The sequence below is a fragment of the Acinetobacter sp. RW6 genome, assembly GCF_041956835.1.
Taxonomy (GTDB): domain Bacteria; phylum Pseudomonadota; class Gammaproteobacteria; order Pseudomonadales; family Moraxellaceae; genus Acinetobacter; species Acinetobacter calcoaceticus.
Genome location: NZ_CP167121.1, coordinates 1,053,221 through 1,077,916 on the forward strand (window position 1 = coordinate 1,053,221; position 24,696 = coordinate 1,077,916).

The 24,696-nt window shown below is 39.4% G+C and carries 24 protein-coding genes; 19 read left to right on the forward strand and 5 right to left on the reverse strand.

From position 1 onward, the window contains the following. Positions 1 to 293: 293 nt before the first annotated feature. The 12 genes from ACB088_RS04905 (at position 294) to ACB088_RS04960 (ending at position 15,576) form a co-directional block, all read left to right on the forward strand. Positions 294 to 635, forward strand: coding sequence for a hypothetical protein (locus ACB088_RS04905; RefSeq protein ID WP_375038183.1), 342 nt, complete (start codon positions 294 to 296; stop codon positions 633 to 635). A gap of 11 nt (positions 636 to 646) precedes the next feature. Further along, complete coding sequence (nirB, locus tag ACB088_RS04910) at positions 647 to 3,193, forward strand: nitrite reductase large subunit NirB (RefSeq protein ID WP_375038184.1); 2,547 nt, start codon at positions 647 to 649, stop codon at positions 3,191 to 3,193. A 14-nt stretch (positions 3,194 to 3,207) separates the two neighbouring features. Beyond that, the gene (gene nirD, locus ACB088_RS04915) at positions 3,208 to 4,830 is read left to right on the forward strand and encodes a nitrite reductase small subunit NirD (RefSeq protein ID WP_375038185.1); all 1,623 of its coding nucleotides are present in this window, start codon (positions 3,208 to 3,210) and stop codon (positions 4,828 to 4,830) included. 18 nt (positions 4,831 to 4,848) lie between these two features. Then, the gene (locus ACB088_RS04920; RefSeq protein ID WP_375038186.1) at positions 4,849 to 7,629 is read left to right on the forward strand and encodes a molybdopterin-dependent oxidoreductase; all 2,781 of its coding nucleotides are present in this window, start codon (positions 4,849 to 4,851) and stop codon (positions 7,627 to 7,629) included. Next, on the forward strand, positions 7,626 to 8,255 hold the full coding sequence (locus tag ACB088_RS04925; protein WP_375038187.1) for a molybdenum cofactor guanylyltransferase: 630 nt from the start codon (positions 7,626 to 7,628) through the stop codon (positions 8,253 to 8,255). The genes ACB088_RS04920 and ACB088_RS04925 overlap by 4 nt, the downstream gene beginning before the upstream one ends. 151 nt (positions 8,256 to 8,406) lie before the next feature. Continuing rightward, positions 8,407 to 10,680 carry a molybdopterin-dependent oxidoreductase gene (locus ACB088_RS04930; RefSeq protein ID WP_375038188.1) on the forward strand — a complete coding sequence of 758 codons (2,274 nt, stop codon included), beginning with the start codon at positions 8,407 to 8,409 and terminating at the stop codon, positions 10,678 to 10,680. 227 nt (positions 10,681 to 10,907) lie between these two features. After that, complete coding sequence (gene moaA / locus ACB088_RS04935) at positions 10,908 to 11,948, forward strand: GTP 3',8-cyclase MoaA (protein WP_375038189.1); 1,041 nt, start codon at positions 10,908 to 10,910, stop codon at positions 11,946 to 11,948. Next, a complete protein-coding gene (locus ACB088_RS04940) occupies positions 11,949 to 12,203 on the forward strand; it encodes a MoaD/ThiS family protein (protein ID WP_199989689.1) in 255 nt (84 codons plus the stop codon). It begins immediately after the preceding gene. Between the two features lie 3 nt (positions 12,204 to 12,206). Beyond that, positions 12,207 to 12,695 (forward strand): molybdenum cofactor biosynthesis protein MoaE, encoded by a 489-nt coding sequence (locus ACB088_RS04945; RefSeq protein ID WP_092707016.1) that lies wholly within the window; start codon positions 12,207 to 12,209, stop codon positions 12,693 to 12,695. 23 nt (positions 12,696 to 12,718) lie between these two features. After that, a complete protein-coding gene (moaCB, locus tag ACB088_RS04950; protein ID WP_003652229.1) occupies positions 12,719 to 13,642 on the forward strand; it encodes a bifunctional molybdenum cofactor biosynthesis protein MoaC/MoaB in 924 nt (307 codons plus the stop codon). Next, positions 13,642 to 14,877, forward strand: coding sequence for a molybdopterin molybdotransferase MoeA (locus ACB088_RS04955; RefSeq protein ID WP_375038190.1), 1,236 nt, complete (start codon positions 13,642 to 13,644; stop codon positions 14,875 to 14,877). The genes moaCB and ACB088_RS04955 overlap by 1 nt, the downstream gene beginning before the upstream one ends. A 216-nt stretch (positions 14,878 to 15,093) precedes the next feature. After that, entirely contained in the window at positions 15,094 to 15,576 is a 483-nt protein-coding gene (locus ACB088_RS04960) for a winged helix-turn-helix transcriptional regulator (RefSeq protein ID WP_375038191.1), read from the forward strand. A gap of 17 nt (positions 15,577 to 15,593) precedes the next feature. Here the strand turns inward: ACB088_RS04960 and ACB088_RS04965 are convergent, their stop codons facing one another. After that, complete coding sequence (locus ACB088_RS04965; protein ID WP_092707022.1) at positions 15,594 to 16,985, reverse strand: PLP-dependent aminotransferase family protein; 1,392 nt, start codon at positions 16,983 to 16,985, stop codon at positions 15,594 to 15,596. 123 nt (positions 16,986 to 17,108) lie between these two features. On the opposite strand from ACB088_RS04965, the gene ACB088_RS04970 reads away from it, so the two are divergent. Next, positions 17,109 to 17,972, forward strand: coding sequence for a DMT family transporter (locus ACB088_RS04970; protein WP_213031121.1), 864 nt, complete (start codon positions 17,109 to 17,111; stop codon positions 17,970 to 17,972). Positions 17,973 to 17,974: 2 nt separating this feature from the next. Here ACB088_RS04970 and ACB088_RS04975 read toward each other — a convergent pair whose 3' ends face one another. The 4 genes from ACB088_RS04975 to tusD are packed head-to-tail and all read right to left on the reverse strand — an operon-like array spanning position 17,975 to position 19,370. Next, positions 17,975 to 18,286, reverse strand: a complete 312-nt coding sequence (locus ACB088_RS04975; protein WP_092707026.1) for a TusE/DsrC/DsvC family sulfur relay protein — start codon at positions 18,284 to 18,286, stop codon at positions 17,975 to 17,977. A gap of 18 nt (positions 18,287 to 18,304) precedes the next feature. Then, the gene (locus tag ACB088_RS04980) at positions 18,305 to 18,589 is read right to left on the reverse strand and encodes a DsrH like protein (protein WP_092707028.1); all 285 of its coding nucleotides are present in this window, start codon (positions 18,587 to 18,589) and stop codon (positions 18,305 to 18,307) included. A gap of 17 nt (positions 18,590 to 18,606) precedes the next feature. After that, positions 18,607 to 18,957 carry a hypothetical protein gene (locus tag ACB088_RS04985; RefSeq protein ID WP_092707030.1) on the reverse strand — a complete coding sequence of 117 codons (351 nt, stop codon included), beginning with the start codon at positions 18,955 to 18,957 and terminating at the stop codon, positions 18,607 to 18,609. Positions 18,958 to 19,001: 44 nt separating this feature from the next. Further along, positions 19,002 to 19,370 (reverse strand): sulfurtransferase complex subunit TusD, encoded by a 369-nt coding sequence (gene tusD / locus ACB088_RS04990; RefSeq protein ID WP_003652216.1) that lies wholly within the window; start codon positions 19,368 to 19,370, stop codon positions 19,002 to 19,004. A 65-nt stretch (positions 19,371 to 19,435) separates the two neighbouring features. On the opposite strand from tusD, the gene ACB088_RS04995 reads away from it, so the two are divergent. The 6 genes from ACB088_RS04995 (at position 19,436) to ACB088_RS05020 (ending at position 24,652) form a co-directional block, all read left to right on the forward strand. Next, positions 19,436 to 20,443, forward strand: coding sequence for a UDP-glucose 4-epimerase (locus ACB088_RS04995; RefSeq protein WP_045431017.1), 1,008 nt, complete (start codon positions 19,436 to 19,438; stop codon positions 20,441 to 20,443). Positions 20,444 to 20,559: 116 nt separating this feature from the next. Then, positions 20,560 to 21,954, forward strand: a complete 1,395-nt coding sequence (fumC, locus tag ACB088_RS05000) for a class II fumarate hydratase (protein WP_199989675.1) — start codon at positions 20,560 to 20,562, stop codon at positions 21,952 to 21,954. 202 nt (positions 21,955 to 22,156) lie between these two features. Further along, complete coding sequence (locus tag ACB088_RS05005) at positions 22,157 to 22,474, forward strand: hypothetical protein (protein WP_092707034.1); 318 nt, start codon at positions 22,157 to 22,159, stop codon at positions 22,472 to 22,474. Between the two features lie 272 nt (positions 22,475 to 22,746). Further along, positions 22,747 to 22,977, forward strand: a complete 231-nt coding sequence (locus ACB088_RS05010) for a hypothetical protein (protein ID WP_375038776.1) — start codon at positions 22,747 to 22,749, stop codon at positions 22,975 to 22,977. A gap of 304 nt (positions 22,978 to 23,281) precedes the next feature. After that, a complete protein-coding gene (locus ACB088_RS05015; RefSeq protein ID WP_092707036.1) occupies positions 23,282 to 23,833 on the forward strand; it encodes a cysteine hydrolase family protein in 552 nt (183 codons plus the stop codon). 327 nt (positions 23,834 to 24,160) lie between these two features. Further along, on the forward strand, positions 24,161 to 24,652 hold the full coding sequence (locus ACB088_RS05020) for a hypothetical protein (RefSeq protein WP_092707038.1): 492 nt from the start codon (positions 24,161 to 24,163) through the stop codon (positions 24,650 to 24,652). Positions 24,653 to 24,696 lie beyond the last annotated feature (44 nt).

The window sequence follows — 24,696 nt, forward strand, 5'->3', positions numbered from 1 at the left end:
GAAAAAATCGAACTTTAATGGCACTTTAGCATGCCAAAGTATGGGTCTGATCAATCTTGGTGCAAAAATACGATTCATTTTGTAGCAAGGGGTATTTTTATTTAAACCATATAAGTGTGCAGTAATAGAGCAAGCAAAATAAAACTTAATTCTTTACTTACAGATTAAAAATTTCTATCTGTATGAAATTAAATATAAAAATATTATCTACTTAAGTTTCTAGAATATTGGCATGCAAAGTGCTTACTTAATTACAGGTCGAAGACGACCATGAGTTTTAAAGACGGCCAACGATGTCCGTTCTGATCGAGTTTGTGAGTGCAACCGTACACACAAAGAAGTTACGTTCAGTCGGAGTGAAGGTCATGTCTTTATTTTTATTGCATAAAAAAGTTATATCTGAATTATCTGAGTTTTCAGTTCCAGCGATGCGAGCCTTCTCTATGAGGGGGCTCGCTTTTTTTATTTCTTTTTATGACTTTGCTGTGCATTGGGTGTCGTCAACGAGTGCAAAAAATTGGCTGAAAGCAGCTACATGCTTCGTGATGTTGATTCGCTTCTCGGTAGAGCACAAGGCAAAAGAACAACGTCTATTTGAGAACGCAATAACGCAGCTTAAAAGCAACGTGATTTGAGGAGAAACACTATGAAATTGGTAATGATTGGTCATGGTATGGTGGGCCACAAATTCATCGAAGCCATTTTAGAAAAAGCAGATGATGAACTGGAAATCACGATTCTCGCGGAAGAACCTCGTATCGCGTATGACCGCGTACATTTGACTGAATATTTTTCGGGGAAATCGGCAAAAGATTTATCTTTAGCCCGTTTTGACTTCGCAGATGCACATGGCATAGACCTGCGTTTAAACACTAAAGCAACTACAATTGATACTGCTGCACAAACAGTAACCACCAATCATGGCGATGTGATTAGCTATGACAAATTGGTGTTAGCAACAGGTTCGTATGCATTTGTTCCTCCAATTTCGGGTAATGACCGTGAAAACTGCTTTGTTTACCGCACCATTGAAGACTTAGATGCCATTCGTGCAGCGAGCCTGAATGCTAAAACAGGTGTGGTCATTGGTGGTGGGTTGCTTGGTCTTGAAGCAGCGAAAGCATTACGTGACCTAGATTTGGAAACACACGTTGTTGAATTTGCTCCACGTTTGATGGCAGTTCAAATTGATGACTTGGGTGGTAAAGTTCTACGCCGTAAAATTGAAGATTTGGGTGTAAAAGTTCACACGCAAAAAGCGACTCAATGCATTGAATGCGGTGATAGCACAACACATGTCATGAAGTTTGCTGATGGTAGTGAACTTGAAGCAGATATCATTTTATTCTCGGCAGGCATTCGCCCACGTGATGAGTTAGCACGTAATAGTGGTCTGGCGATTGGTGAACGTGGCGGTATTGTGATTAATGATTACTGCCAAACTTCCGATAGCAACATTTACGCAATTGGTGAATGTGCGCTTTGGCAAAACAAAATCTACGGTTTGGTTGCACCGGGCTATGACATGGCACGTATTGCAGCGAAACATGTGTTAGATGAAGAATGTCACTCTTTCGCTGGTGCGGACATGAGCACCAAGTTGAAATTGATGGGTGTTGATGTTGCATCTGTAGGTGATGCACATGCAATGACTCCGGGTGCATTAAGCTATTTCTATGCAGATGAGCATGAACTGGTTTATAAAAAGATTGTTGTAAATGCAGACAAAACTAAGTTGCTTGGTGCAGTTTTAGTGGGCGATGCCAAAGAATATAATGACCTTTTACAAATGATGTTAAACGGTCTGACTTTGCCAGAAGTTCCTGAAAGTTTAATCATGCCGGGCTTTGAGCAATCAGCAGGAAAATCTGGTGGTAGCGGTGTAGATTTACTTCCAGATAGCGCAACGATCTGCTCATGTAACAACGTATCAAAAGCAGACATTTGCCAAGCAATTAGCGATGGCTCGACTTCTTTAGGTGCATTGAAGAAATGCACCAAAGCAGCAACTGCATGTGGTGGCTGCGCACCATTAGTGACTCAAGTATTGAAATCTGAGTTGCAACGTCAAGGTGTAACCGTTAACAACCACATTTGCGAACACTTCCCGTACTCTCGTCAAGAGTTGTATCACTTGGTTCGTGTTAATGAAATCAAAACATTTGACGACTTGATTGATCAACATGGTCATGGTTTAGGGTGTGATATCTGTAAACCTGCTGCTGCAAATATTTTGGCATCTTGCTGGAATGACTTCGTACTTGAGCCAAGTCATGCCGGTCTGCAAGACAGTAACGACTACTACTTGGGTAACATCCAAAAAGATGGTTCTTACTCGGTCGTACCGCGTATGGCTGGTGGTGAAGTGACTCCAGACGGTTTGATTGCCATTGGTCAAATTGCCAAGAAATATAACCTGTATACCAAAATCACTGGTGGTCAACGTGTCGATATGTTTGGTGCACAAGTTCATGAGCTTCCATTCATTTGGGAAGAATTGAATGCTGCTGGTTTTGAATCGGGTCATGCATACGGTAAGTCATTACGTACCGTGAAATCTTGTGTGGGTAGTACATGGTGCCGTTACGGTGTAGACAACTCAGTTGGTTTGGCTATCGAGCTTGAAAACCGCTACAAAGGTTTACGTTCACCACATAAATTAAAAATGGCAGTGTCTGGTTGTACCCGTGAGTGTGCGGAAGCACAAAGTAAAGACGTGGGTATTATCGCAACTGAAAAAGGCTGGAACCTTTATGTGTGTGGTAACGGTGGTATGAAGCCGCGTCATGCAGAATTGCTTGCATCTGACCTCGATAAAGCAACATTGATTCGTTATATCGACCGTTTCTATATGTTCTACATTCAAACAGCAGATCGTTTACAACGTACCAGCGTATGGCGCGACAACATGGAAGGTGGTTTGGATTACCTTAAATCTGTGGTGGTTGATGACTCTCTTGGTTTAGCTGCTGAGCTTGAACGCCGTATGGAACATGTGATTGGCACATATCAAGATGAATGGCGTACTGCGGTAGAAAATCCTGAAGTTCGTAAACGCTTCCAAACTTATATCAATGCAAGTGCAAATGAACAGGCCGATCCACACATTCAATTTACGACTGAACGTGGTCAAATCCGACCATTAACAGACGTTGAACGTTCAGAAGACCGTATTCCAATGGTTGAAGCATAAGCAGGAGAATTTCTATGAATATTGTACAAGACAAAAATATGCTTCCTGATGATCAATGGATTGATGTGTGTGCACTAGATGATTTAACCCCAAACACTGGCGCTGGTGCACTAGTGGGTGATCAAGCAGTTGCAATCTTCCGCGTGGGACATGAAAAACGCGTTTATGTGTTAAGCAATAAAGATCCGTTTAGCCAAGCCAACGTCATGAGCCGCGGTATTATTGGCGATTTGCAAGGTGAGCGGGTTATTGCATCCCCAATCTATAAACAACACTTTAGTTTGGCAACGGGTCGTTGTTTAGAAGATAAAGACCAAAAACTCTCAGTTTATCCGAGCAAAATTGTTGATGGTCGTGTTTTGATCAATCCTGTGCCACAAAAAACTTATATTACCAATACAGGTGTATCTCAAGACAAACTTAAACTAGTACTAATTGGTAATGGCTTAGCAGGTATGCGTTGCCTAGAAGATTTACTCGACATGGCACCAGACCGTTATGAAGTAACGGTGATTGGTGAAGAACCTTGGGGTAACTACAACCGTATTATGTTATCTCCGGTTTTATCTGGTGAAAAAACCATTGAAGACATTATGCTGCACCCACCAAAGTGGTATAGCGACAAAGGCATCAAATTTATTGCAGGCGACAAAGCTGTAAAAATTGATCGCCCACGTAAAGTTATTTACACCGAAAAGGAACAAACAGTCGATTATGACCGTTTGATCTTGGCAACCGGTTCTGCGCCATTTATTCCGCCAGTCCAAGGTGTCGATTTAAAAGGTGTTTTAACCTTCCGTGATATTTATGACGTTAATAGCATGATTGAGTACTGCGGTTCAAAAACCAATGCAGTAGTGATTGGTGGTGGCTTACTTGGTTTGGAAGCAGCTTACGGTTTAAAGCAACGCGGTATGAACGTGACCGTATTGCATTTAATGGACCGTATTATGGAGCGCCAACTCGACGGCCGTGCGAGTCAGTTACTTCGTCATAGCATTGAGCAAAAAGGCATTAATATTATTACCGAAGCCAATACAGAAGCATTGGTGGGTGATGAAAATGGTCATGTAAAACAAATTCGACTAAAAGACGGTACTGTTTTGGATGCAGACCTTGTGGTCTTTGCAGTCGGTATCCGACCAAATATTAGCTTGGCACAAAGTGCAGGTTTACGCTGTAACCGCGGTGTATTGGTGAATGACACCATGCAAACCTTTGACCCAAGTATTTATGCTGTGGGTGAGTGTATTGAACACCGTGGGCAAACATTTGGTCTGGTTGAGCCATTATGGGGCCAAGCCTTTATCTGTGCGACGCACTTGGCTGAGCATGGTAGCTTGACCTTTAAGGCACCGACTGTACCGACCCAGTTAAAAGTCAGTGGTGTCGATGTATTCTCTGCGGGAAATTTTGAGCCGAAAGATGATTATGAAGACATTATCCTGAACGATGAAAAACGCCAGATTTACAAACGCATTATCATTCAAAGTGATAGAGTAATTGGTGCAGTATTGTTTGGTGATACTGAAGATGGCATGTGGTATGCAGAGTTAATCGCAGATCAAACACCTGTTTCTTTATTTAGAAATAAACTGTTATTTGGTCGAGATTTTGCATTAAAAAATGCAGGCTAAATAGGGAAAGGAGCAGTTATGAACAGTATTCCAAGCGTTGAAATCGATAGCTCCGATCATGTGGCAAAAACAACTAAAACAACATGTCCATATTGCGGTGTTGGTTGCGGTGTCAGTGTACACGTTCAACAAAAACCTCAAGGGCCTGTGGTTCAAGTTGAGGGGGATGCAGAGCATCCTTCCAACTTTGGACGCTTATGCATTAAAGGTAGCCGTCTTGCGGATACTTTGGGGTTAGAAACACGTGTTTTACAGCCAATGATGGGACGTAAGTCTCATCGGACTGTAACTACATGGGACGATGCAATCGATAAGATTGCCGATAAATTTCAGTCGTGTATCGACAAATATGGTCGTGACAGCATCGCCTTTTATGTTTCAGGACAATTGCTTACTGAAGACTATTATGTCGTTAATAAATTTGTAAAAGGCTATTTAGGTACAGCCAACATCGACACCAACTCGCGTCTTTGTATGTCATCAGCGGTGGCTGGACATAAACGTAGCTTTGGTGAAGATCTTGTACCAGCAAGCTATGAAGATTTTGAACATGCAGACATGGTGGTATTGGTGGGTTCCAATACTGCATGGTGTCATCCAGTACTTTATCAACGGATTATGCAGGCAAAGAGCCAAAACCCAGATATGTTTGTGGTAGTGATTGACCCGCGCTTTACCAGTACCTGTGAACAAGCCGATTTACATTTGCCGATTTTACCGGGTCAAGATGTCGCCTTGTTTAATGGTTTATTTCAATATTTGTACCAAAACGGTCATGCCGATCAGGCGTTTGTTGATACCTATACCGAAGGCCTACAAGAAGTTTTGGCGAGCAGTCAGCCAGAAACTGATATGGAGTATGTAGCAAAGCGTACAGGAATTGCGCTAGAGAAGTTACAGCAGTTCTTTGAGAAATTCGCTCAGACAGAAAAAGTGGTAACCCTATTTTCAATGGGTGTGAATCAATCCACTCAGGGTGTAAATAAAGCCAATAGTATTATTAACTGTCATTTACTCACTGGAAAAATTGGCAAACTGGGTGCAGCACCGTTTTCAATGACAGGGCAACCCAATGCGATGGGTGGCCGAGAAGTGGGTGGTTTGGCAAATATGCTAGCAGCTCACATGGATTTAGATAACCCACTGCATCAAAAAGTCGTGCAAACCTTTTGGGATAGCCCATTCATTGCTAATCAAGCGGGTTTAAAAGCAGTTGATTTGTTCCGTGCTGTTGAATCAGGAAAAATTAAAGCCATCTGGATTATGGCAACTAATCCTGTTGTGAGTTTGCCTGATGCAGACCAAGTCAAACGTGCATTAGAAAAATGCGAGCTGGTCGTGGTGTCAGATATTTGTGCAGATACAGATACGACAGCATATGCTGATATTTTACTTCCTGCTTTAGGTTGGGGAGAAAAAGACGGTACTGTAACTAACTCTGAACGCCGTATCTCTCGTCAGCGTGCTTTCCTACCTGCTCCAGGTGAAGCAAAAGCAGACTGGTGGTCAGTGAGCCAAGTTGCGAAAAAATTAGGCTTTAATGGTTTTGACTTTGCGGGCCCTAGTGACATCTTTAATGAGCATGCGGCACTATCTGCACAAGATAATGTAGATATAGATGCGCGTGAAGAAAGTAGTATTTTCCGTTATTTCAACCTTAAAGGTTTGATGAATTTAAATGCTGCTGAGTACGATGCTCTGCAACCCCTACAATGGCCAGTGTGGGATAAAGCCCAAGATGCTAAAGCCGTTCAGCAACTGTTTGGCAAGGGCCAATTTAGCTATAAAAATGCGAAGGCAAAACTGATTCCAACGGTCGCAATTGATCCGGTTCATGCAGTTTCGGAAGACTATCCACTCATTTTGAACACTGGCCGTATTCGTGATCAGTGGCATACCATGACCCGCACTGGCTTGTCAGCAAACTTAACCAGTCACCGTGCAGAACCATTCTGTGAGATTCATCCAAGTGATGCATTGAAGTTTGGTGTGCGTGATCAAGGTTTAGTTGAAGTTCGTTCTAAATGGGGCAGTTGTGTATTACGTGTGACATTCTCATCGGGTGTACGTCGTGGGCAAATTTTTGCACCAATTCACTGGACTGAACAAGTTGCCTCCGATGCCCGCATTGGTAAAGTCGTTAACCCAGAAGTTGATGCAATCTCAGGCGAGCCTGAGTTTAAACACACACCTGTCACCATTCAGCCGTTCTATACCACTTGGCAAGGTGTGCTCTATGTTCGTGAAGGATATGATTCGCATATCCAACAATCGCTACATCACTGTGCATGGTGGACTAAGGTCAGAATGGTTAAAACCAACCGTTATGAACTTGCAGATCGCCAAACTTTTCATGATACTCAAAAGAACCTGAAAAATTTCTTACCATTTGCCGATGAAACTTTTGAATGGTTAAGTATTGAAGATATCTCTTCACAACTGAGCCATAGCGTTATTTTGAAAGATGGCATTGTAATTGCAAGCTTATATATTGCACCGCCAGATTTATTGCCAGACCGTGATTGGGTGGCTAGTCTGTTTAAACGTGAACGTTTAAGTGCTTTGCACCGCAAAGCTTTGCTAGCAGGTATGCCAATGTCGGCTACTAATAATGATGGGCCTTTAGTGTGTAGTTGTTTTAAAGTAGGTAAGAATAAAATTATTGAAGCGATAAAAACACAAAATATTACCCATGAAAAACAGGTCACTGCTTGTTTAAAAGCAGGTGGGAACTGTGGTTCATGTTTACCTGAAATCCGTGGCCTGATTAAAGCTTGCCAACAGGAGGTGGAAGTGTGAATAAGGGATATCCCGTAACTGATTTGGTCATTCTGGCGGGTGGACAAGCCCGCCGTATGAACGGTTTAAATAAGTTGTTGCAGCAATTTGATGGTGAACCCCAACTTCTTAAAATTCATCAGAAATTAAGATCATCGGTATCTGAACTTTGGGTCAATAGTCATCGCGACTACTCCATCTATCAAAGTATTGTGCCAGATATTAAATGTTTTCAAGATGATGCTTCAGGCTTTTTAGGTCCACTGATGGGAATGAAAAGCGCATGGTCAAATGTAGAAGCAGATTATGTTTTGTTTATTCCTTGTGATGTGACCTATATACCAACGCAAGTCGTTGCGAAATTACATGGTGCACTTCGGAAAAACAAACAAGCTCAAGCAGCTTATGTGTCAATTAATGGAGATGCCTTGTACCCATTTTGCTTGTTAAAGCGTGAAAGCCTAATCACGATAACAGAGCAAATTGAAAAACAACGATTAAGTTTGAAAGAGTGCTTTAAGCTTTTACATGCACAAGTCGCCATATTTCAAAAACAAAATTTATTTTTTCATAGCATCAATTCTCTAGATGAGCTTCAGCAGTACAAACAAATCACCGCATTTAAAGAAATTTTTACAGCAAATTAACGATGTATTTGAAGAGCTTTTAACCTTACATTGGTCGTGCGAAAAACGTTTTTAATCTTTGTGCCGTTGACTATTTATTATATAAGTTCTATTTTGGAACTTGTTATTTTAGTTCTATCCATATGCATAAAAATAAAGGGAGTCAATCGAAATGGTAGAAGCGCTAAAGGAAAACAAAACGGATGTTACCGCATGTATTTTGTGTTCAAGAAATTGCGGTTTAAGTGTTGAAATTAAAGATAATCAATTTGTCAAAATTAAAGGTAATCCTGAACATCCATTTTCACAAGGCTACATTTGTCAAAAAGCTGCAAGATTACAGCACTATCAGCAGCATGCAGACCGTTTGACTACGCCGTTAAAACGCCAGCCAGATGGCTCTTTTCAAGAAATTAGTTGGGATGTTGCCATACAGGAAATTGCCGAGCGATTAGTTCATATCCGAGATAGTTATGGCGGTACCGCTTTTGCTTCTGTAGGAGGGGGCGGTCAAGGTAATCATCTTGGTGCAGCTTATGGTCGTCAGCTTTTGCTGGCCATGAAAAGTTATTATGCTTACAACTCTCTTGCTCAAGAAAAAACGGGTGATTTCTGGCTTAATGGTCGTTTATTTGGAAGTCAGGCCTGCCATACGACAGAAGATGTTGAATACGCAGATTATGTTCTTTTTATTGGCACAAATCCGTTTCAGGCACATGGCATTCCCAATGCACGAGACACGCTAAAGCATATTAAAAAAGACCCCAACCGGACTATGGTGGTATTTGATCCGCGTGTTACCGAAACGGCAAAACAAGCAGATATTCATGTGCAGTTAAAACCCGGCACAGATGCTTTTTTAATGTCGGCTATGATTGCCATTATTATTAAAGAACAACTTTATGATGTGAAGTTCATTGAACAGCATACACAAGGGTTTGAAGAGGTAAAAACAGCGTTTAGCCGTGTCCCGATTGAAGAGTATATTGCTAAAGCTGATGTACCAGTCGATTTAATTTATCAAGTGGCTAGAGATTTTGCCAAGGCTAAAAGAGGCTGTGTGCGTATTGATTTAGGTATTCAGCATACTTTAAATACGACATTAAACGGATATTTAGAAAAACTACTGTATTTATTGACCGGAAACTTTGGAAAGCAAGGCACCAATAATTTACACACCATGTTTATTCCAATTTTAAGTGATACAGATGAAAGAAAGCCGAAATATCGACGTAGTGTTTACCATAAAATGTTTCCCATCTCAGGTTTTTTCCCACCCAATATTTTGCCCGATGAAATATTAAAAGCAGGCGAAAAAAGAATACGTGCGGTTTTTGTAGATAGCTGTAATCCTTTATTAACCTATCCTGATACACCTGCCTACGAAAAAGCGTTTAAAGCATTAGATTTATTGGTTGTGGTCGATGTTGCCATGACGGAAACAGCCAGATTGGCAGATTATATTTTGCCGGCCCATACGCAGTTTGAAAAATGGGAATTTACTGGTTTTAATTTAGAGTTTCCTAAAAATGGTTTTCACCTGAGACATCCAGTATTCACTGCTCAAGGCAATACGTTACCCGAAGCCGAAATTTATACACGATTACTTGAAGCCATGAAGGTCATTCCTAAAAGCTTTCCTGTGTTAGACAAAATAGCTGCGGTCGACTCGAAAAAAACAGCCTATCTACCTTATCTGTCGGCTTTGGGTTTAACTTTTGCTCGACATAAAAAATACATTCCTTTTGCAGCCTCAATTCTCTATCGTACGTTAGGTAAACATCTAGAAAACTCAGCTGCTTCAGTTGCTTTTTTATTACCACTGTCTATTCAATATTCGGTTTTGCATGCGAAAGCTGTGCGCCGTGCAGGTTACAAAGGTAATTCTTTAACGTTAGGTGTTCGTTTGTTTGAGCAAATTTTAAATCAGCGTTCAGGTGTGGTGTTATCACAACATGAATATGATGAAATGTGGAAGCTCGTGGCATATAAAGACAAAAAAATACGTCTGGCTATTCCCGAAATGTTGAGTGAGTTGGCAAATTTAAAAAATCATCAATTTAGTATTGAAGAGTTTCCTTTCATACTTTTGTCGGGGGAGCGCCGTAGCTATAACGCTAATCAGATTTACCGTGACCCTGCATGGCGGAAAGTAGATGCAGAAGGCGCTTTGCGAATTCATCCTGAAGATGCAACAAACTTGAATGTAGCAGTAGGAGATCAACTCAAATGTATCTCACAACACGGAGAAATTCAGGTCACCGTAGATTTTGATGAAGGTATGCGAAAAGGTGTTGTATCACTTCCACATGGCTATGGTATGCGCTTTCAAGGTGGAGAGCCAATAGGGCCACAATTAAATCTTCTTGTGTCTGGTGAACATTGTGATCCTTTATCGAAAACACCGTACCATAAATATGTACCCATCCGTCTAGAAAAATGCTAGAAATAATGTAGGGCATACAAGAGATTGGAGTCGCACTAAATTTATACAGTTATATAATTACAGTTGAAGTGGTGCGGCAAAAGATCTATTAAAAAGCTAAGAAGTTATGGATGATAAATAGAATTGGAACAAATTTTGCTTAAGCAGCAGAGCACTATTGAAGAGCAAATTTCTATTTTAATTGCTCACAAAAAGTGCCAGCAATATTTGAACTGTTCTCGATATGAGTGCAAATGATGAAACAATATCACTCTGAAAATACGCCTTTGGTTCTTCAAGACCAATATGGCCGTGTAAAGCGAAAGTTACGTATTTCCGTAACTGATCGCTGTAATTTTAAGTGTGTATATTGCATGCCTGAACATCCTGAATGGTTGAATAAACAAGATCTGCTTGGTTTTGAGGCACTCTTTCAATTTTGTCATTTTATGGTGCAACATGGGGTTGAAAGTATCCGCATTACAGGTGGCGAACCATTAATGCGTCAAGGCATTGTGCATTTTGTTCGTGAGTTACAAGCTTTGAAAGCGCTGGGCCTAAAACGTATTTCAATGACTACAAATGGGCATTACCTTGCAAAATACGCTAGGCAGTTAAAAGATGCGGGATTAGATGACCTAAATATTAGTTTAGACAGTCTTGATGCTATTCAGTTTAAAGAGCTTACCAAGAAAAAACTAGAACCTGTTCTCGAGGGTATTCAAGCTGCTAAAGATGTCGGATTACCATTCAAAATTAACTGCGTATTGATGAAAAATAAAAACGACGATCAGATCTTACCGATGGTTAAATGGTCAATCGCCAATCATATTCCTTTACGCTTTATTGAGTTTATGCCACTTGATGGCGATGCGCTTTGGTCTAGCAAAGATGTGGTGAGTGAGGCTGAAATTTTAAAAGCTTTACAACCCCATTATTCAGTACAGGTTGTAGAACAACAGCATGAGCCAGCACGCCAATATCTAATCAATAATAGCTACTCTCTTGGAATTATTTCCACAATCACTCATTCATTTTGCCATCAATGTGACCGTATACGGTTAACTGCACAAGGCGAACTCTACAACTGTTTATTTGCACCGCAGGGACTAAATATTAAACCGCAGCTTCAATCATTATTACGTGCACGTAATACAGCTGATCATGCAATGTATATTCAACAGTTAACAGATATGGTTATGCCGTATATTTGGCACAAAGCTAAAGGTTTTCATGCCTTACAACATCAACAAACCCGTAAAATCAGTATGCATATGCTTGGGGGATAAATGCAGCAATCTATCCAAATTAAAATAGAAGCGTTTGGCGCAATTGAAAAATTGCTTCCTCAAAACCTTTCGTTGGTTTGTCCCAATCATATTTTGGTTAAAAATGTATTAGATGAAATTGTTTTATTACATCCAGAATGTACACAAGCCATGGAAAAATGTGCATGTGCGATTGGCGATAATGTCATAACGAGACAATCTGCTTTAAGTGAGCCATGTACTTTGGTTTTATTGTCACCAGTTGCAGGAGGGTGAGTCATGCGAGATTTTGCACGTATACAAGAACAGGCTTTAAGTTTAGATACTTTTGATCCTATCCAGTCATTTCCTGAATGTGGTGGAATCGATATTTTTATAGGTACGGTTCGTAATCACCATGAGGGTAAAGCTGTTAAAGCGTTGAAATATACGTCATATAAGCCACTTTCTGAAAAAATGATACGTGAAATTGAACTGGAAATTGAGAAAAAGTATCAGGTATCTTATGTGCGGGTCGTTCATCGAATTGGATATTTGGATGTAGGTGAAACAGCTATTATTGCGATTGCTTATGCAGCCCATCGCCGTGAAGCTTTTCAAGCATGTGAGGAAGCGGTTGAGCGAGTGAAGCATGAAGTGCCAGTTTTTAAAGAAGAGTTCTTTACAGACGGTACAAGTCATTATGTAGAAGGTTGTTGTATTCGCAAAGATGCACCACAAGAACACAAGCATCACCACCATCATGCCGGCCATGAACACTCACACTGAAATATGCACCACTAGGATAAATAATGAAAAACGTAGGAATGAAGCCGGAAAGTTATCGTGTTGCTGAAGCACAAGCGATTTTATATGCGCCTCCACATTGTATTGAATTATTAAGACAAGGTAATACTGAAAAGGGCGATGCATTAAAAACTGCACGTGTGGCAGGAATCTTGGCAGCCAAACGAACTGATGAGCTGATTCCTTTGTGTCATCCACTGCCGATTTATCGTGCAGATGTTGAATATGAATTAGAACATGATTTTGTAAAGATTATTACTGTGGTTGAAACCATTGGTCCTACTGGGGTGGAAATGGAAGCCCTCACGGCTGCAAGTCTTGCAGGTTTAACCATTTACGACATGTTAAAGCCACATTGTGAGCCAGAAGAACTCTGGATGGATCAATGTAAACTGCTTAAGAAAAAGGGCGGGAAATCACACTTTAAGCGAGTTCTTCGTCAGCCCGTTTCGGCTGCTGTCATTGTGTTATCCGACACCGTTGCAGCCGGTAGAAAACCCGATACAGCTGGAAAATCAGTTGTTGAAACTTTAACTGAAGCAGGATTCGATCCGATTCATTACCAAATTTTGCCTGATGAAGCAGATGTTCTAAAAGATTTAGTACTTGAGCTGAGTAAGTCATATGCATGCATCATGACGGTTGGTGGAACCGGAATTGGTAAGCGTGACATTACGGTTGATACATTAGAACCACTTCTTGAGCGTAAGCTAGACGGCTTAATGGAAGCTGCACGATCTTTTGGGCAAAAACGCACACCATATGCAGCAATGTCACGTGGAGTAGCAGGGTTTATTGATCGCTCATTGGTGGTGACTTTACCGGGAAGTCGTGGTGGAGCAAGCGAATCAATGGCTGCTATTTTACCAGCCCTCGTTCATATTTTTGATGTGTGCCGTGATTTACCGCATCCGGGAGGCTATGAATAATGTCAAGTTGTGGTACAGAACGTGGATTAATTAGTGTAGATGAAGCACTTGAGTTGATTATTAGGCAGCCAAAAAAGTTGGGTTCCATTCAACAAACTCTGCAAGATAGCCTAAGCCGATATCTTGCAAAAGAAATTTATTCAGAAATTAATCTGCCAAGCTTTTCTCAAAGTGCGGTAGATGGTTACGCACTTTGTGGCCATGCGGAAGATTTAAATAATCAAAAATTTCAGGTTACTGGTGAGATTCGTGCGGGAAGTGAAAGCAATGACATCCTTCATGAAGGTCAGGCTATCCGTATATTCACAGGCGGTAAAACTCCTGAAGGAACAACTCATGTTGCGAGGCAAGAAATTGTATCGGTTCTTTCGACCCAAGAAATTTGCTTAACTGAGCATATACGTCCCCAAGCCGATATTCGTTTTACAGGTGAAGAAGTCCAGAAAGGCCAATTGCTTGCACAAGCTGGACAGTTTCTAAATATTGGAAGCTTAGCTGCCTTAAGTATGGCAGGTGTGCAAACGGTTGAAGTTTATCGTGCACCGAAAGTCGCTGTTTTGGTGACTGGTGATGAAGTTGCAGAAACGGCAGAAGATCTTGTCGACGGCAAAATCTTTGATGCAAATGGGCCATTATTAAAAGCTTGGTTTGAAGATTATGGCTTGGATGTTGAACTGATTCATGTGGCAGATGAGGCAGAGCAAGTCACGCATTACTTTAATCAGTTAAAAGATAGCCATGATGTCATTATAACGACAGGTGGAGTCTCTGTAGGTGATTATGACTTTGTACGACCATGTGCTTTTGAGGTTGGCTTTGAACAAATCTTTTGGAAAGTAAAACAGAAACCTGGCAAACCGCTATTCTTTGCTGAATATTCAAATCCAGAAACAGATCATCATTGTTATTTGCTTGGTTTGCCGGGTAATCCCGCTGCGGTCTATGTGTCTATGCAGGTATATGGTAAGGCATTACTAGATACTTTACAGGGAAATCAAGCAGGGCCTGAGTGGTTTAGTGCGATTTTGGACAATGCGTTAAAAGAAGATGCACGTGAACGTTTTTTAAGAATGTATGCTTATTTTGAAAATGGACAGCTTAAAATAAAAAGTCTGGCAAAACAGCAATCACATATGCTGAGTAACTTAATGCAGGCCAATTGTCTGGTTCGCATTCCGGCAGGTGTAAAACTAGAAGCAGGCAATATATTGAAGGGTGTATTTATTTCAAATTAATTATAAAAGATGATAAATATGACTCATTATGAAAATGAGTGGGTTATATTTATTTAGCAATTTTTAATAATAACTTTCTCTTTTTTCATAATGAAATTTTTTTATAAAGTTGATAAGAAGTTATTTTTATAATGAATCTTGCATAAATCGTAGTAAGTGGTTTAGGGTATAAACAATAGGGCCGTTGGGCTAGGTAATATCGAGGAACGCATAAAGATGAAATGGGATGACATCGGTGATCAACCTTGTTCGGTTGCTCGTATGCTATCAGTGATTGGCGATCGATGGACGATGCTAATATTACGTAATGCTTTTATGGGAATACGCCGTTTTGACGATTTTCAAAAATCATTAGGCGTAACTCGTCATGTCCTTTCAGATCGTTTAAAGCGTTTGGTTGAATATGAAATTCTAGTCAAAGCACCATATTTTGATCGCCAAGAGCGTTTTGAGTATCGACTGACTGATAAAGGGTTTGAGCTTTATCCAATTATTTTATCTATGGCGAATTGGGCTGATAAATGGATGGATCAAGGTTTAGGTAAGCCACTAGAATATCGTCATAAAACTTGTGGACATAAGTTTGAACCGGTTATGGTATGTTCGATCTGCCGTGAGCCTTTACATGCAAAACAAGTGCAAGTCTCAGCTGGACCGGGCTATTTTGCATATATTCAACAAAAACAGAAACAAGCCTAATTTTTTGTTGCTATAAATTATGAAGACTCTTGTTGAATAGCATCAGCAAGAGTTTTATAAATATGGGCATGGTTTGATTGTGCCACATTAAAGCGGATAAATTGACCCGCATTAGGCGCTTGACTAAAAGCATTTCCAGGCGCAAGAATAACATTGTGATTAATACAATATTTCGCAATTTTTGAAGCTTCTAAACCTTCCGGTAAATGACACCATACAAAAATACCTGCTTGCGGCTTAATCCATGGCCGGATGCCTAGCGGTTCTAGTTTGGTAATAGTGTCATGCATGGCTTTTGCTAAACGAACTTTTAATAACTCTAAATGTTTGCGATACGAACCATCTGTCAAAGCGGAAAGCAAAACCTCTGCAGAAACACCGTTATGCGAGAAAGTGGTCGCAATTTTTAAATCGGTGAGCTGATCAACCCATTCCGGTTTTGCAATAATATAGCCACAACGAATAGATGCAGATAATGTTTTAGAAAAACTTCCAATAAAGATGACGCGTGAAAGATTATCTAAAGCAGCAAGCCTAGGAGCTGGGGTATATTCAAAATCTGAAAAAATATCGTCTTCAACTACTATTAAGTTAGATTGCTCAATCAATTTTAAGAGTTGGTGCGCCGTAGAAAGAGAAAGCATTGCTCCAGTTGGATTGTGTATTCCTGAGTTGGTGATATAAAGACGTGGGTTATACGTATCAATTGCTTCTTTAAATGCTTCTAAATCTGGGCCTGTCGGTGTGTAAGGTAATCCAACTACTTTAACTTGATGAACTTTAAGTAATGCATGAAAGTTAAAATAACAAGGATCATCAATCAGAACGACGTCATCGGGCTTTAGTAAGAACCGGAAAACTAAATCAATCGCTTGAGTTCCAGAGTCTGTTAAAAGTACTTGATTTAAATTTGCATCTATTCCTTTTGATTGGGCACGCCTTGCTAATAAATCGCGCAACGCTGGTAATCCTAACGGCGCAGAATAGCTCATTAAACAAGCGTCTGAACTCCTTGCAGCAGCCCTTAATCCTTTTCGAATACTGTCTAATGGCATCCAGTCATCGGGTAACCAACCACAACCAGGCTTAAACACATCTGCTTTCGCTTCTAAAGACTGACGCGAAATCCATAGAGGGTCTACTGATCGTTCTAACTGTGGGCTTAAGTCACTTAAAGATAAAGGTGCGAGAGGGCCTACAATATAAAATCCCGATCCTGTTCTTGATTCAATTTTCCCTAAAGCAATTAATCTTTCATATGCTTCTACAACAGTTGAGACTGAAAAACCCAGATCATTTGCTAATTTACGAACAGAAGGTAAGCGTGCTCCAGGCATTAAAGATCGATTTTTTATTTGTTGCTCAATTTCTAAAATAACAATTTCAATTTTTGTTTTGCTCTGGTTCACGGGCTTACAATCTCAACTGTACTGGTTGTGAGTACATAACAGTTCTTTTAAATTGTACTGCTTTGTATCTGGTTTAATCACCTTAGCACAGCTTAAATTCTTCGTATAGTGACGGAGAAAATTATGAACAGGTTTATGAATGGCTGGGTGAATGGATTTATTGGGGTGGCTATTTTTGCAGGGTCACTACCAGCAACACGAGTCGCTGTAATGGGGTTTGATCCCGGTTTTTTAACAGCAGCACGAGCTGCGATAGCTGGTATTTTAGGGCTTATCCTTATTTTAGTGTTGAAAGAAAAAAAGCCAGCTAAGAAAGATTGGTGGCCACTTGCTATAGTGGCTTTGGGGGTGGTGATTGGTTTTCCGTTATTTACCGCTCTCGCTTTGCAATATATGAATGCAGCTCATTCAATTGTCTTTGTTAGTCTTTTACCGCTTGCAACTGCAATATTTGCTGTACTGAGAGGTGGAGAAAAGCCGAATCAATTTTTCTGGATATTTGCAATCTTGGGAAGTGGTGTTGTTTTCGCTTATATGTTTTTCATTTCTGGTGATACATCACTAGGAATAGGGGACTTTTATATGTTGATGGCGATTATTTTCTGTGGCTTTGGCTATGCAGAAGGTGGTGTGCTTTCAAGAAAAATAGGCGGGTGGCAGGTCATTTGTTGGGCGCTTATTTTGTCATTACCTTTCATGCTGTTTCTCACAGTTTTTTATATGCCCGCTTCATTTGAGAACGTCTCTACATCAGCTCTAGTCGGTCTTATTTATGTGTCTTTGTTTAGTATGCTGATCGGCTTTTTCTTTTGGTATAAAGGTCTTGCCCAAGGCGGAATTGCCGCGATTAGTCAACTACAACTCTTACAACCTTTAATGGGGCTAGCCATTGCAGCAGCCTTATTACACGAACATGTAAGCTGGTCAATGTTAGTAGTCACAGCAGCAACCCTTTTATGTGTAGCTGCTGCCAAAAAGTTTGCTTAACTTTATAAACAATTTGCTGGTTTAGGAATGCCTGCCAAACGACTTAAATGACGGGCAACTAAGCCAGTATTAAATTGTTGCTGCAAAATGGCATTATTAATGTCTGGATTTACTGTTTTCATTAAAAATTTAATGAGGGGGCGAGTTGCTGGAGAATGTCCAAACTGTTGGTAAAACTGGCGCACAGCAGCTAAAACTTCAAAATGCCAATCAGTTAATTCAAGATCAAGTGACTTGGCAAGCTCTTGTGCAACTTCAGGATTCCAGATTGTATAATCAACTAAATGACCATCTTGGTCTAATTCTAAATTCATGAAACTAGCCTAAATCTATTATTTAAGAGAAATACAGCGATTAAACGTTAAAACCAGATCTGCAAATTGATCATAGTCCAATACATTTATCTGAGCTAAAGTATCTGCATCGAGTAAATCTTTTTCGATACTTAAGCATGAAACAGATTCAAACTGTTGAATAATTTGAGCTGAAAGCCTTGCAACAGAATCACCCATAAAAATAATTTGGTCACCGGCCTGATAAACATGACCTAATTCATCAATAATATTCGGTGTATTGTGATAAGTAGATTGCACGAGATAAAGTGTTGATGGATTCATTAAACTTACACCTTCATCTACCAATATAGAACATGATCAAAAGATTGAATAAAGTCGGTATTCAACTGAACGAACTCAATTTCTTGCTCAGTTTTTTGAACAAAAGGATGTTGTTGATTCTTAGTTTCAATCAGAATAGGGCTCAAATCATAAAACTCGAAACTTTCGACCATATTTGATGCTACTTTGAAAGAATGACGAAGTTGGTCAAAGCTTAAGTCATTTTGCAAGAGACTAAGAGCAGCATCTTTCAATAATACTTTGACTGGTGAGCCAAAGGTTGCTAAAACCATAGTAGCGGAAAGGCTTTCATTGATTTGAAGACTAGTTAAGTTGGCTTGGCTTAAAATGACGAGTACAGATTTCACACAATATACCTTTTAAAAGCAACAATCTAAGCAAACAAAGTAACTTAAAATTGAATAAGACGAGATGCTGACTGTACCGCATCAGCAAGTTCACCTAACCCGACGAGTTGAAAGTCTTTGGCAAGGTTGTAATGAGTAAGGTGATGGCGACTGGCATTTTCTGCATCGGTAATACCACGAGCGAGGGCAGCACTCACACATACAGGAAGTCGAATCGAAAGCTTTTGCCATTCATGCGTTAAATTACGCTGGTCGTCAGGAACCCATTGAAAATCATTAGCAACCTGCACGCCGTCTTGGTAAAAGAATACACGAAAGTCTTCATTTTTACTTTTGAGTGCCTGAGCAAGTCCTAACGCATGCCAAGCATGAATGGAAGTAGGAGCAGAGGTAATTAGTAGTAATGTACTCATTAAGAATTCACTATGGTCATACGTCTAAATGGGCGTAGATGCATTAAGAGAAAGGTAAGTATACAATGATTTTAGTGACAGGTGGTTTAGGCTTTATCGGTTCACACATTGCTTTGAGTCTAATGGCCCAAGGGCAAGAAGTGGTAATTGTCGATAATTTGGCTAATTCGACCTTGCAAACGCTGGAACGGCTAGAGTTTATTTCTGGTATGTACGTTCCATTTGTTAAACTTGATGTACGTAATACACCCGCATTGAATAAGGTCTTTGAGCAATATTCAATTGATGCAGTTATTCATACTGCTGGGTTTAAATCAATTGAAGAATCTAATCTTAAACCTCTTGAATATTATAATGATAATGTAAGTTGCATCATGAGTTTACTGCGTGCCATGCAACGCACAGGTGTTCGTCACTTTATTCAGCTGTCTAGCCTTGCAGCTTATGGAAAATCTGGTTTGCAATTAAGCGAAACAGAAGAATTTAATTACACTTATCCTAATCCTTATATTAAGTCTCAACAGATGATTGAAGAAATTATCCGTGATACTTATAAAATTGATCATGAGTGGAAAATTGCGATCTTGCGCTTATCTAATATTGTAGGTGCATTTGAACATGGGGTACTCGGAGAGTATGTCGCACAGCTGCCTAAAAATATTGTACCGCTTGCGATGCAAGTTGCGGCAATGCAACGCGATTTGATTGAATTACAAGATCAAGCTGAAACATCAGACCATACGACTGAACGTAGTTTTCTACACGTTTTAGATGTGTGTGAAGCTGTAACTGCAAGCTTACATTGGCTACGTGATCAAACACATTGTTGTGAGGCATTCAATATTGCCCATGACCAAGTTCACTCTATTCGTCAATTACTAGATGAAATTTCACAAGTAACTCAAGCCGAAATTGCGACTCAACCTGCGATTTATAAACATGTTGAGTTAGGTCAGGTTGGGGCAGACATAACGAAAGCAAAAACATTATTGCAATGGACACCTAAACGCTCGTTAAAACAAATGATTGAAGATGAATGGCGCTTTTATCAAAACACATTAAATGGAAGATAAGATAATGATTCTTATTTACAATAATGGAATGCTTGAGTACGATATTAAAAATTAACTAGCCAGAGCAAATACTTGCTTCAGCCCGTAAGTTCTTTAACCAGACAACTGAGGTTTCTATGCAAACACGAATTGAACATGACACTATGGGTGAGATTGAAGTTCCGAATGAAGCATTGTGGGGAGCACAGACTCAACGCAGCTTACAGAACTTTAAAATCGGGCAAGAACGATTACCACGTGCCATGATTCGAGCAATGGGGCTAGTAAAAAAGGCTGCTGCGATAACCAATGCTGAACTTGAACAGTTGCCGCAAGATTTGAGCCAATATATTGTGGGCGCGGCTGAAGAAGTAATTGATGGTAAATGGGATTCCCAGTTTCCTTTAGTTGTCTGGCAGACTGGTTCTGGTACGCAAAGTAACATGAACTGCAATGAAGTGATTGCAAATATTGCAAACCAAAAATTAGGTCAAGCATTAGGTGCCCAAAAGCCAGTACATCCAAATGACCATGTCAACCGTGCGCAATCAACAAATGACTCATTTCCAACGGCAATCCATGTTGCTGCAAGTCTGCAAATTAATGAATTACTCATTCCGGCAGTAGAACAACTTAAAGCGACTTTGCAAAAGAAATCTGATGAGTTTCAATCTATTGTTAAAATTGGTCGTACCCATTTACAAGATGCAACGCCATTAACTTTAGGTCAAGAATTCAGCGGCTATGTATCTCAGCTTGAGCATGGTGTAGTGCGCTTACAGCAAGCTTTAAGTGGTTTATATGAATTGCCACTAGGTGGTACTGCAGTAGGTACAGGGTTAAATGCACATCCTGACTATGCAGTGAAAGCAGCGGATCAGCTTGCTTTACTTACGGGCTTACCATTTGTGACTGCTCCAAACAAATTTGAAGCACTTGCAGGACGTGATGCTGCTGTTTTTGCTTCTGGCGCATTAAAAACGCTTGCAGTCAGTTTAAATAAAATTGCGAACGATATTCGCTGGTTGGCCAGTGGTCCACGTTGTGGTTTCGGTGAAATCCGTATTCCTGAAAATGAACCTGGTTCAAGTATTATGCCGGGCAAAGTAAACCCAACACAAAGTGAAGCAATGACGATGGTTGTTGCACAAGTGCTTGGAAATGATACGACCATTAATGTGGCTGGTGCTTCAGGTAACTTTGAATTAAACGTATTTATGCCTGTGATTGCTTATAACTTATTGCAGTCTATTCAGTTGCTTGGCGATGCTTGTAATAGTTTTAATGATCACTGTGCGGTGGGAATTGAGCCTAATCAGGATAAAATTGATCACTTCTTACATAACTCTCTCATGTTGGTCACTGCTTTAAATCCAGTGATTGGTTATGAAAATTCTGCAAAAGTTGCCAAGACCGCTTATAAAGAAAATAAAACTTTAAAGCAGGTTGCTGTTGAGCTTGGTTTAGTTACGGCAGAGCAATTTGATGAAGTGGTTAAGCCTGAAAAAATGGTTTCACCAAATAGTAAATAATCTCTTCTGATGGGCTTTTTTATTGTCAAATACTTCTGTAATATCCGCGAGTTGCTAAGTACAACAAAAGTCCTGAATGATCAGCGCAAAAAATCATAAGGGGAAGGCCCGCTTGAAAAAGTGGGCTTTTTTATACCTTGAAATACTAATGTCATATCTAGACTTTAATTTTGCTATGTTATTTTATTCTAAGCTCCAATAAATGAAAAAGACTAAATCAATAGTTGTTTTAGCAGTAATAGTTTGTACCTTGTCGGGTTGTCTACAAATGTTTCCACCTACTGTAGCTGAGGTGAATCCTGGTGTTTACCAACTTCATGCTCAAAGTAATGCATTTGGTTCAAGAGAAGCTTTGAGATCAAAGTTAATCGGTAAAGCAGAAGAAATATGTAAAGATAAAGGTTTTGATGAGTTGGATAGCAATAACAAAATCGTAAATCATCATACTGTCTATAATTCAGGACTGCTTATTCCAGTGAATACCAAAGCAGCCGTTTTGAAAGTTAAGTGTAAAGATTAATTTAAATAGCAGTAAGCCCATGTGAGAGTTAGTTCTCTCAGACATATGACGGTATAAGAAACCCGACTAAGTATCGACTAATGGCGGGGTTTTTTATTGTTAAGTATTTCTGTAATATTTATATATTAGTTTAGCGCTGAACGATTAGTGCTAGAAATCAAAAGAAGGGCGGATCTTTTTTTTCGCTAGCTTCATTTCTGCTTGAGAAGATGAAGTGAGCTTTTTTATTATTTAAGAAAAAACATAATTTTTTAGATGGAATTTAAATAGTGATGTACACAATTAGATATGTTCATCGGAACAATACTTACTATATTGCTTCGAATATCGAAGGGAATTTTATTATTCTTGAGTCAATTGATTCAGAATTCCGTATGGGCCATCAAATTTCTTATGATGGTGAGAAGGTATTTAACCTTACTTTGAATGATGAAACTGATGCAGTCATTAAAGTACAGAGTGATGAAAAAACAGCATATGAATACTTACTTTCAGTTAAATAAATTAGCTTTCTATTATGAAGTATTTCTGTAACAACTAATTAAGAGTAAAAGGTACTTCACAAAATAAAAAATTTAAAAAGCTTTGTTTCTTTTGAAAAAGCTATGGTATGGTTAATCACGCTTTAATTATGGGCAGTTAAAACAAATGAACTGTTTATTGAATAAAATCACGACAACCACCACGACCTTTAAGCAAGGCTGCGTGTGATTTTTTATTAAAGTGACTTAATAAGATAACCAAACCCAGCCAATAATGGCTGGGTTAATTTTTCTCTGTTCATTATTGGTTTTACAGAGAAAAATTATGAAAAAACTCAGTAGTAACTCAAAATCGGCTTTACTCGTCATTGATATGCAAAATGGTTTATTTAATGGCGACCCTAAGCCACATAATGCCAAATTCGTAATTTCAAATATTCTTAGCCTTATTGAATATTGCCGGTTGAATGATAGACCAGTTATCTTTATTCGGCATGTTGGTGAGAAAGGCACACCATTAGATCCAAACGGCCCGAACACTCAACTAATTACAGATTTACCTTTTAATCCACATAAAGATACAGTCATTGAAAAAATGTACCCTAGCAGCTTTAAGAATACTGTTTTAAAAGAAGTATTAGAGAAACTTGATATTGGTGAAATCATAATGACTGGGATGAAAACTGAATATTGTATTGATACTACTGTTAGGGCTGCTTCAGAGTATGGATATAAAGTGACACTAATCTCAGATGCACATACAACAACTGATTCGGCAGCTTTAAATGCTCCGCAAATCATTGATCATCATAACCAAGTTTTAAGCAATGCTTTTGCTCAGTTAAAAACTACAGCAGAGTTCATTTCTTCAGTTTAGTTTAGAACTAGGGTGAAAACTTTATTAAAAAGTCTTATTAGCTATGTATCTATTACGATATAAGAAGTCCTGCTAAAGACAAGTTATTGGTGGGGTTTATAGCTATGGCAAGAATTGAATCTGCATCAACAAGGAGCTCTTTTCGGAGGGCTTTTTGTCAAGCGGGTGTAAGTTTCACTAATTAATGGCGAATTAGCGTTGAATAAGCTGCCATAATTGTTAAAATGCGCACCTTGTCCTGTTTTTTATATTGTTTTTGTTTTGCATCTATTTTACGAGATTTGAAATAAAGCAGTTAAAAACAGAAGCTTAGCTAAGGATTTTTGAATGCTCTCTATTTATTTAACAGATACCCAACAACATGTGCAATTTAATGATTATCCCGGTGATCAGCCTGTTAAGTTTCTGTTAAATCTTAAAAAGATTTTCCCAAGTACAGGTGACCTGTTATTGCCAGTTTTACCTGATGATAATGATCTAGAAAATGTAACATGGGAATCAACTTCAGAAGATTTTGATGTGTTTAAAAAGCTATTAGCTGGATGGGGTGTTATTGAACTACGTTTAAATGCAATTACGGCTTATAAAGATAAAAACTTTGCGAATGAGTTAGTGAAACAAGCTCAAGCGAAACGCAAAAAAACTGCCCAAAAAAATCATGAACTTTCTTTGGTTGCACTTGATTATATTTTTATGCACGAAGTTCACGCATTGATTGATGCAGAATTGGTCACTATTGGTGAGAAATTTTATTTACCAACCTTGCGTGAGCAATGGAAGGGTACAGTTTCAGACCCGGTGCTCAACGGGAAACTCTAATTAAACACAAAAGGTGAATTCATAAAGATTCACCTTTTTTATTT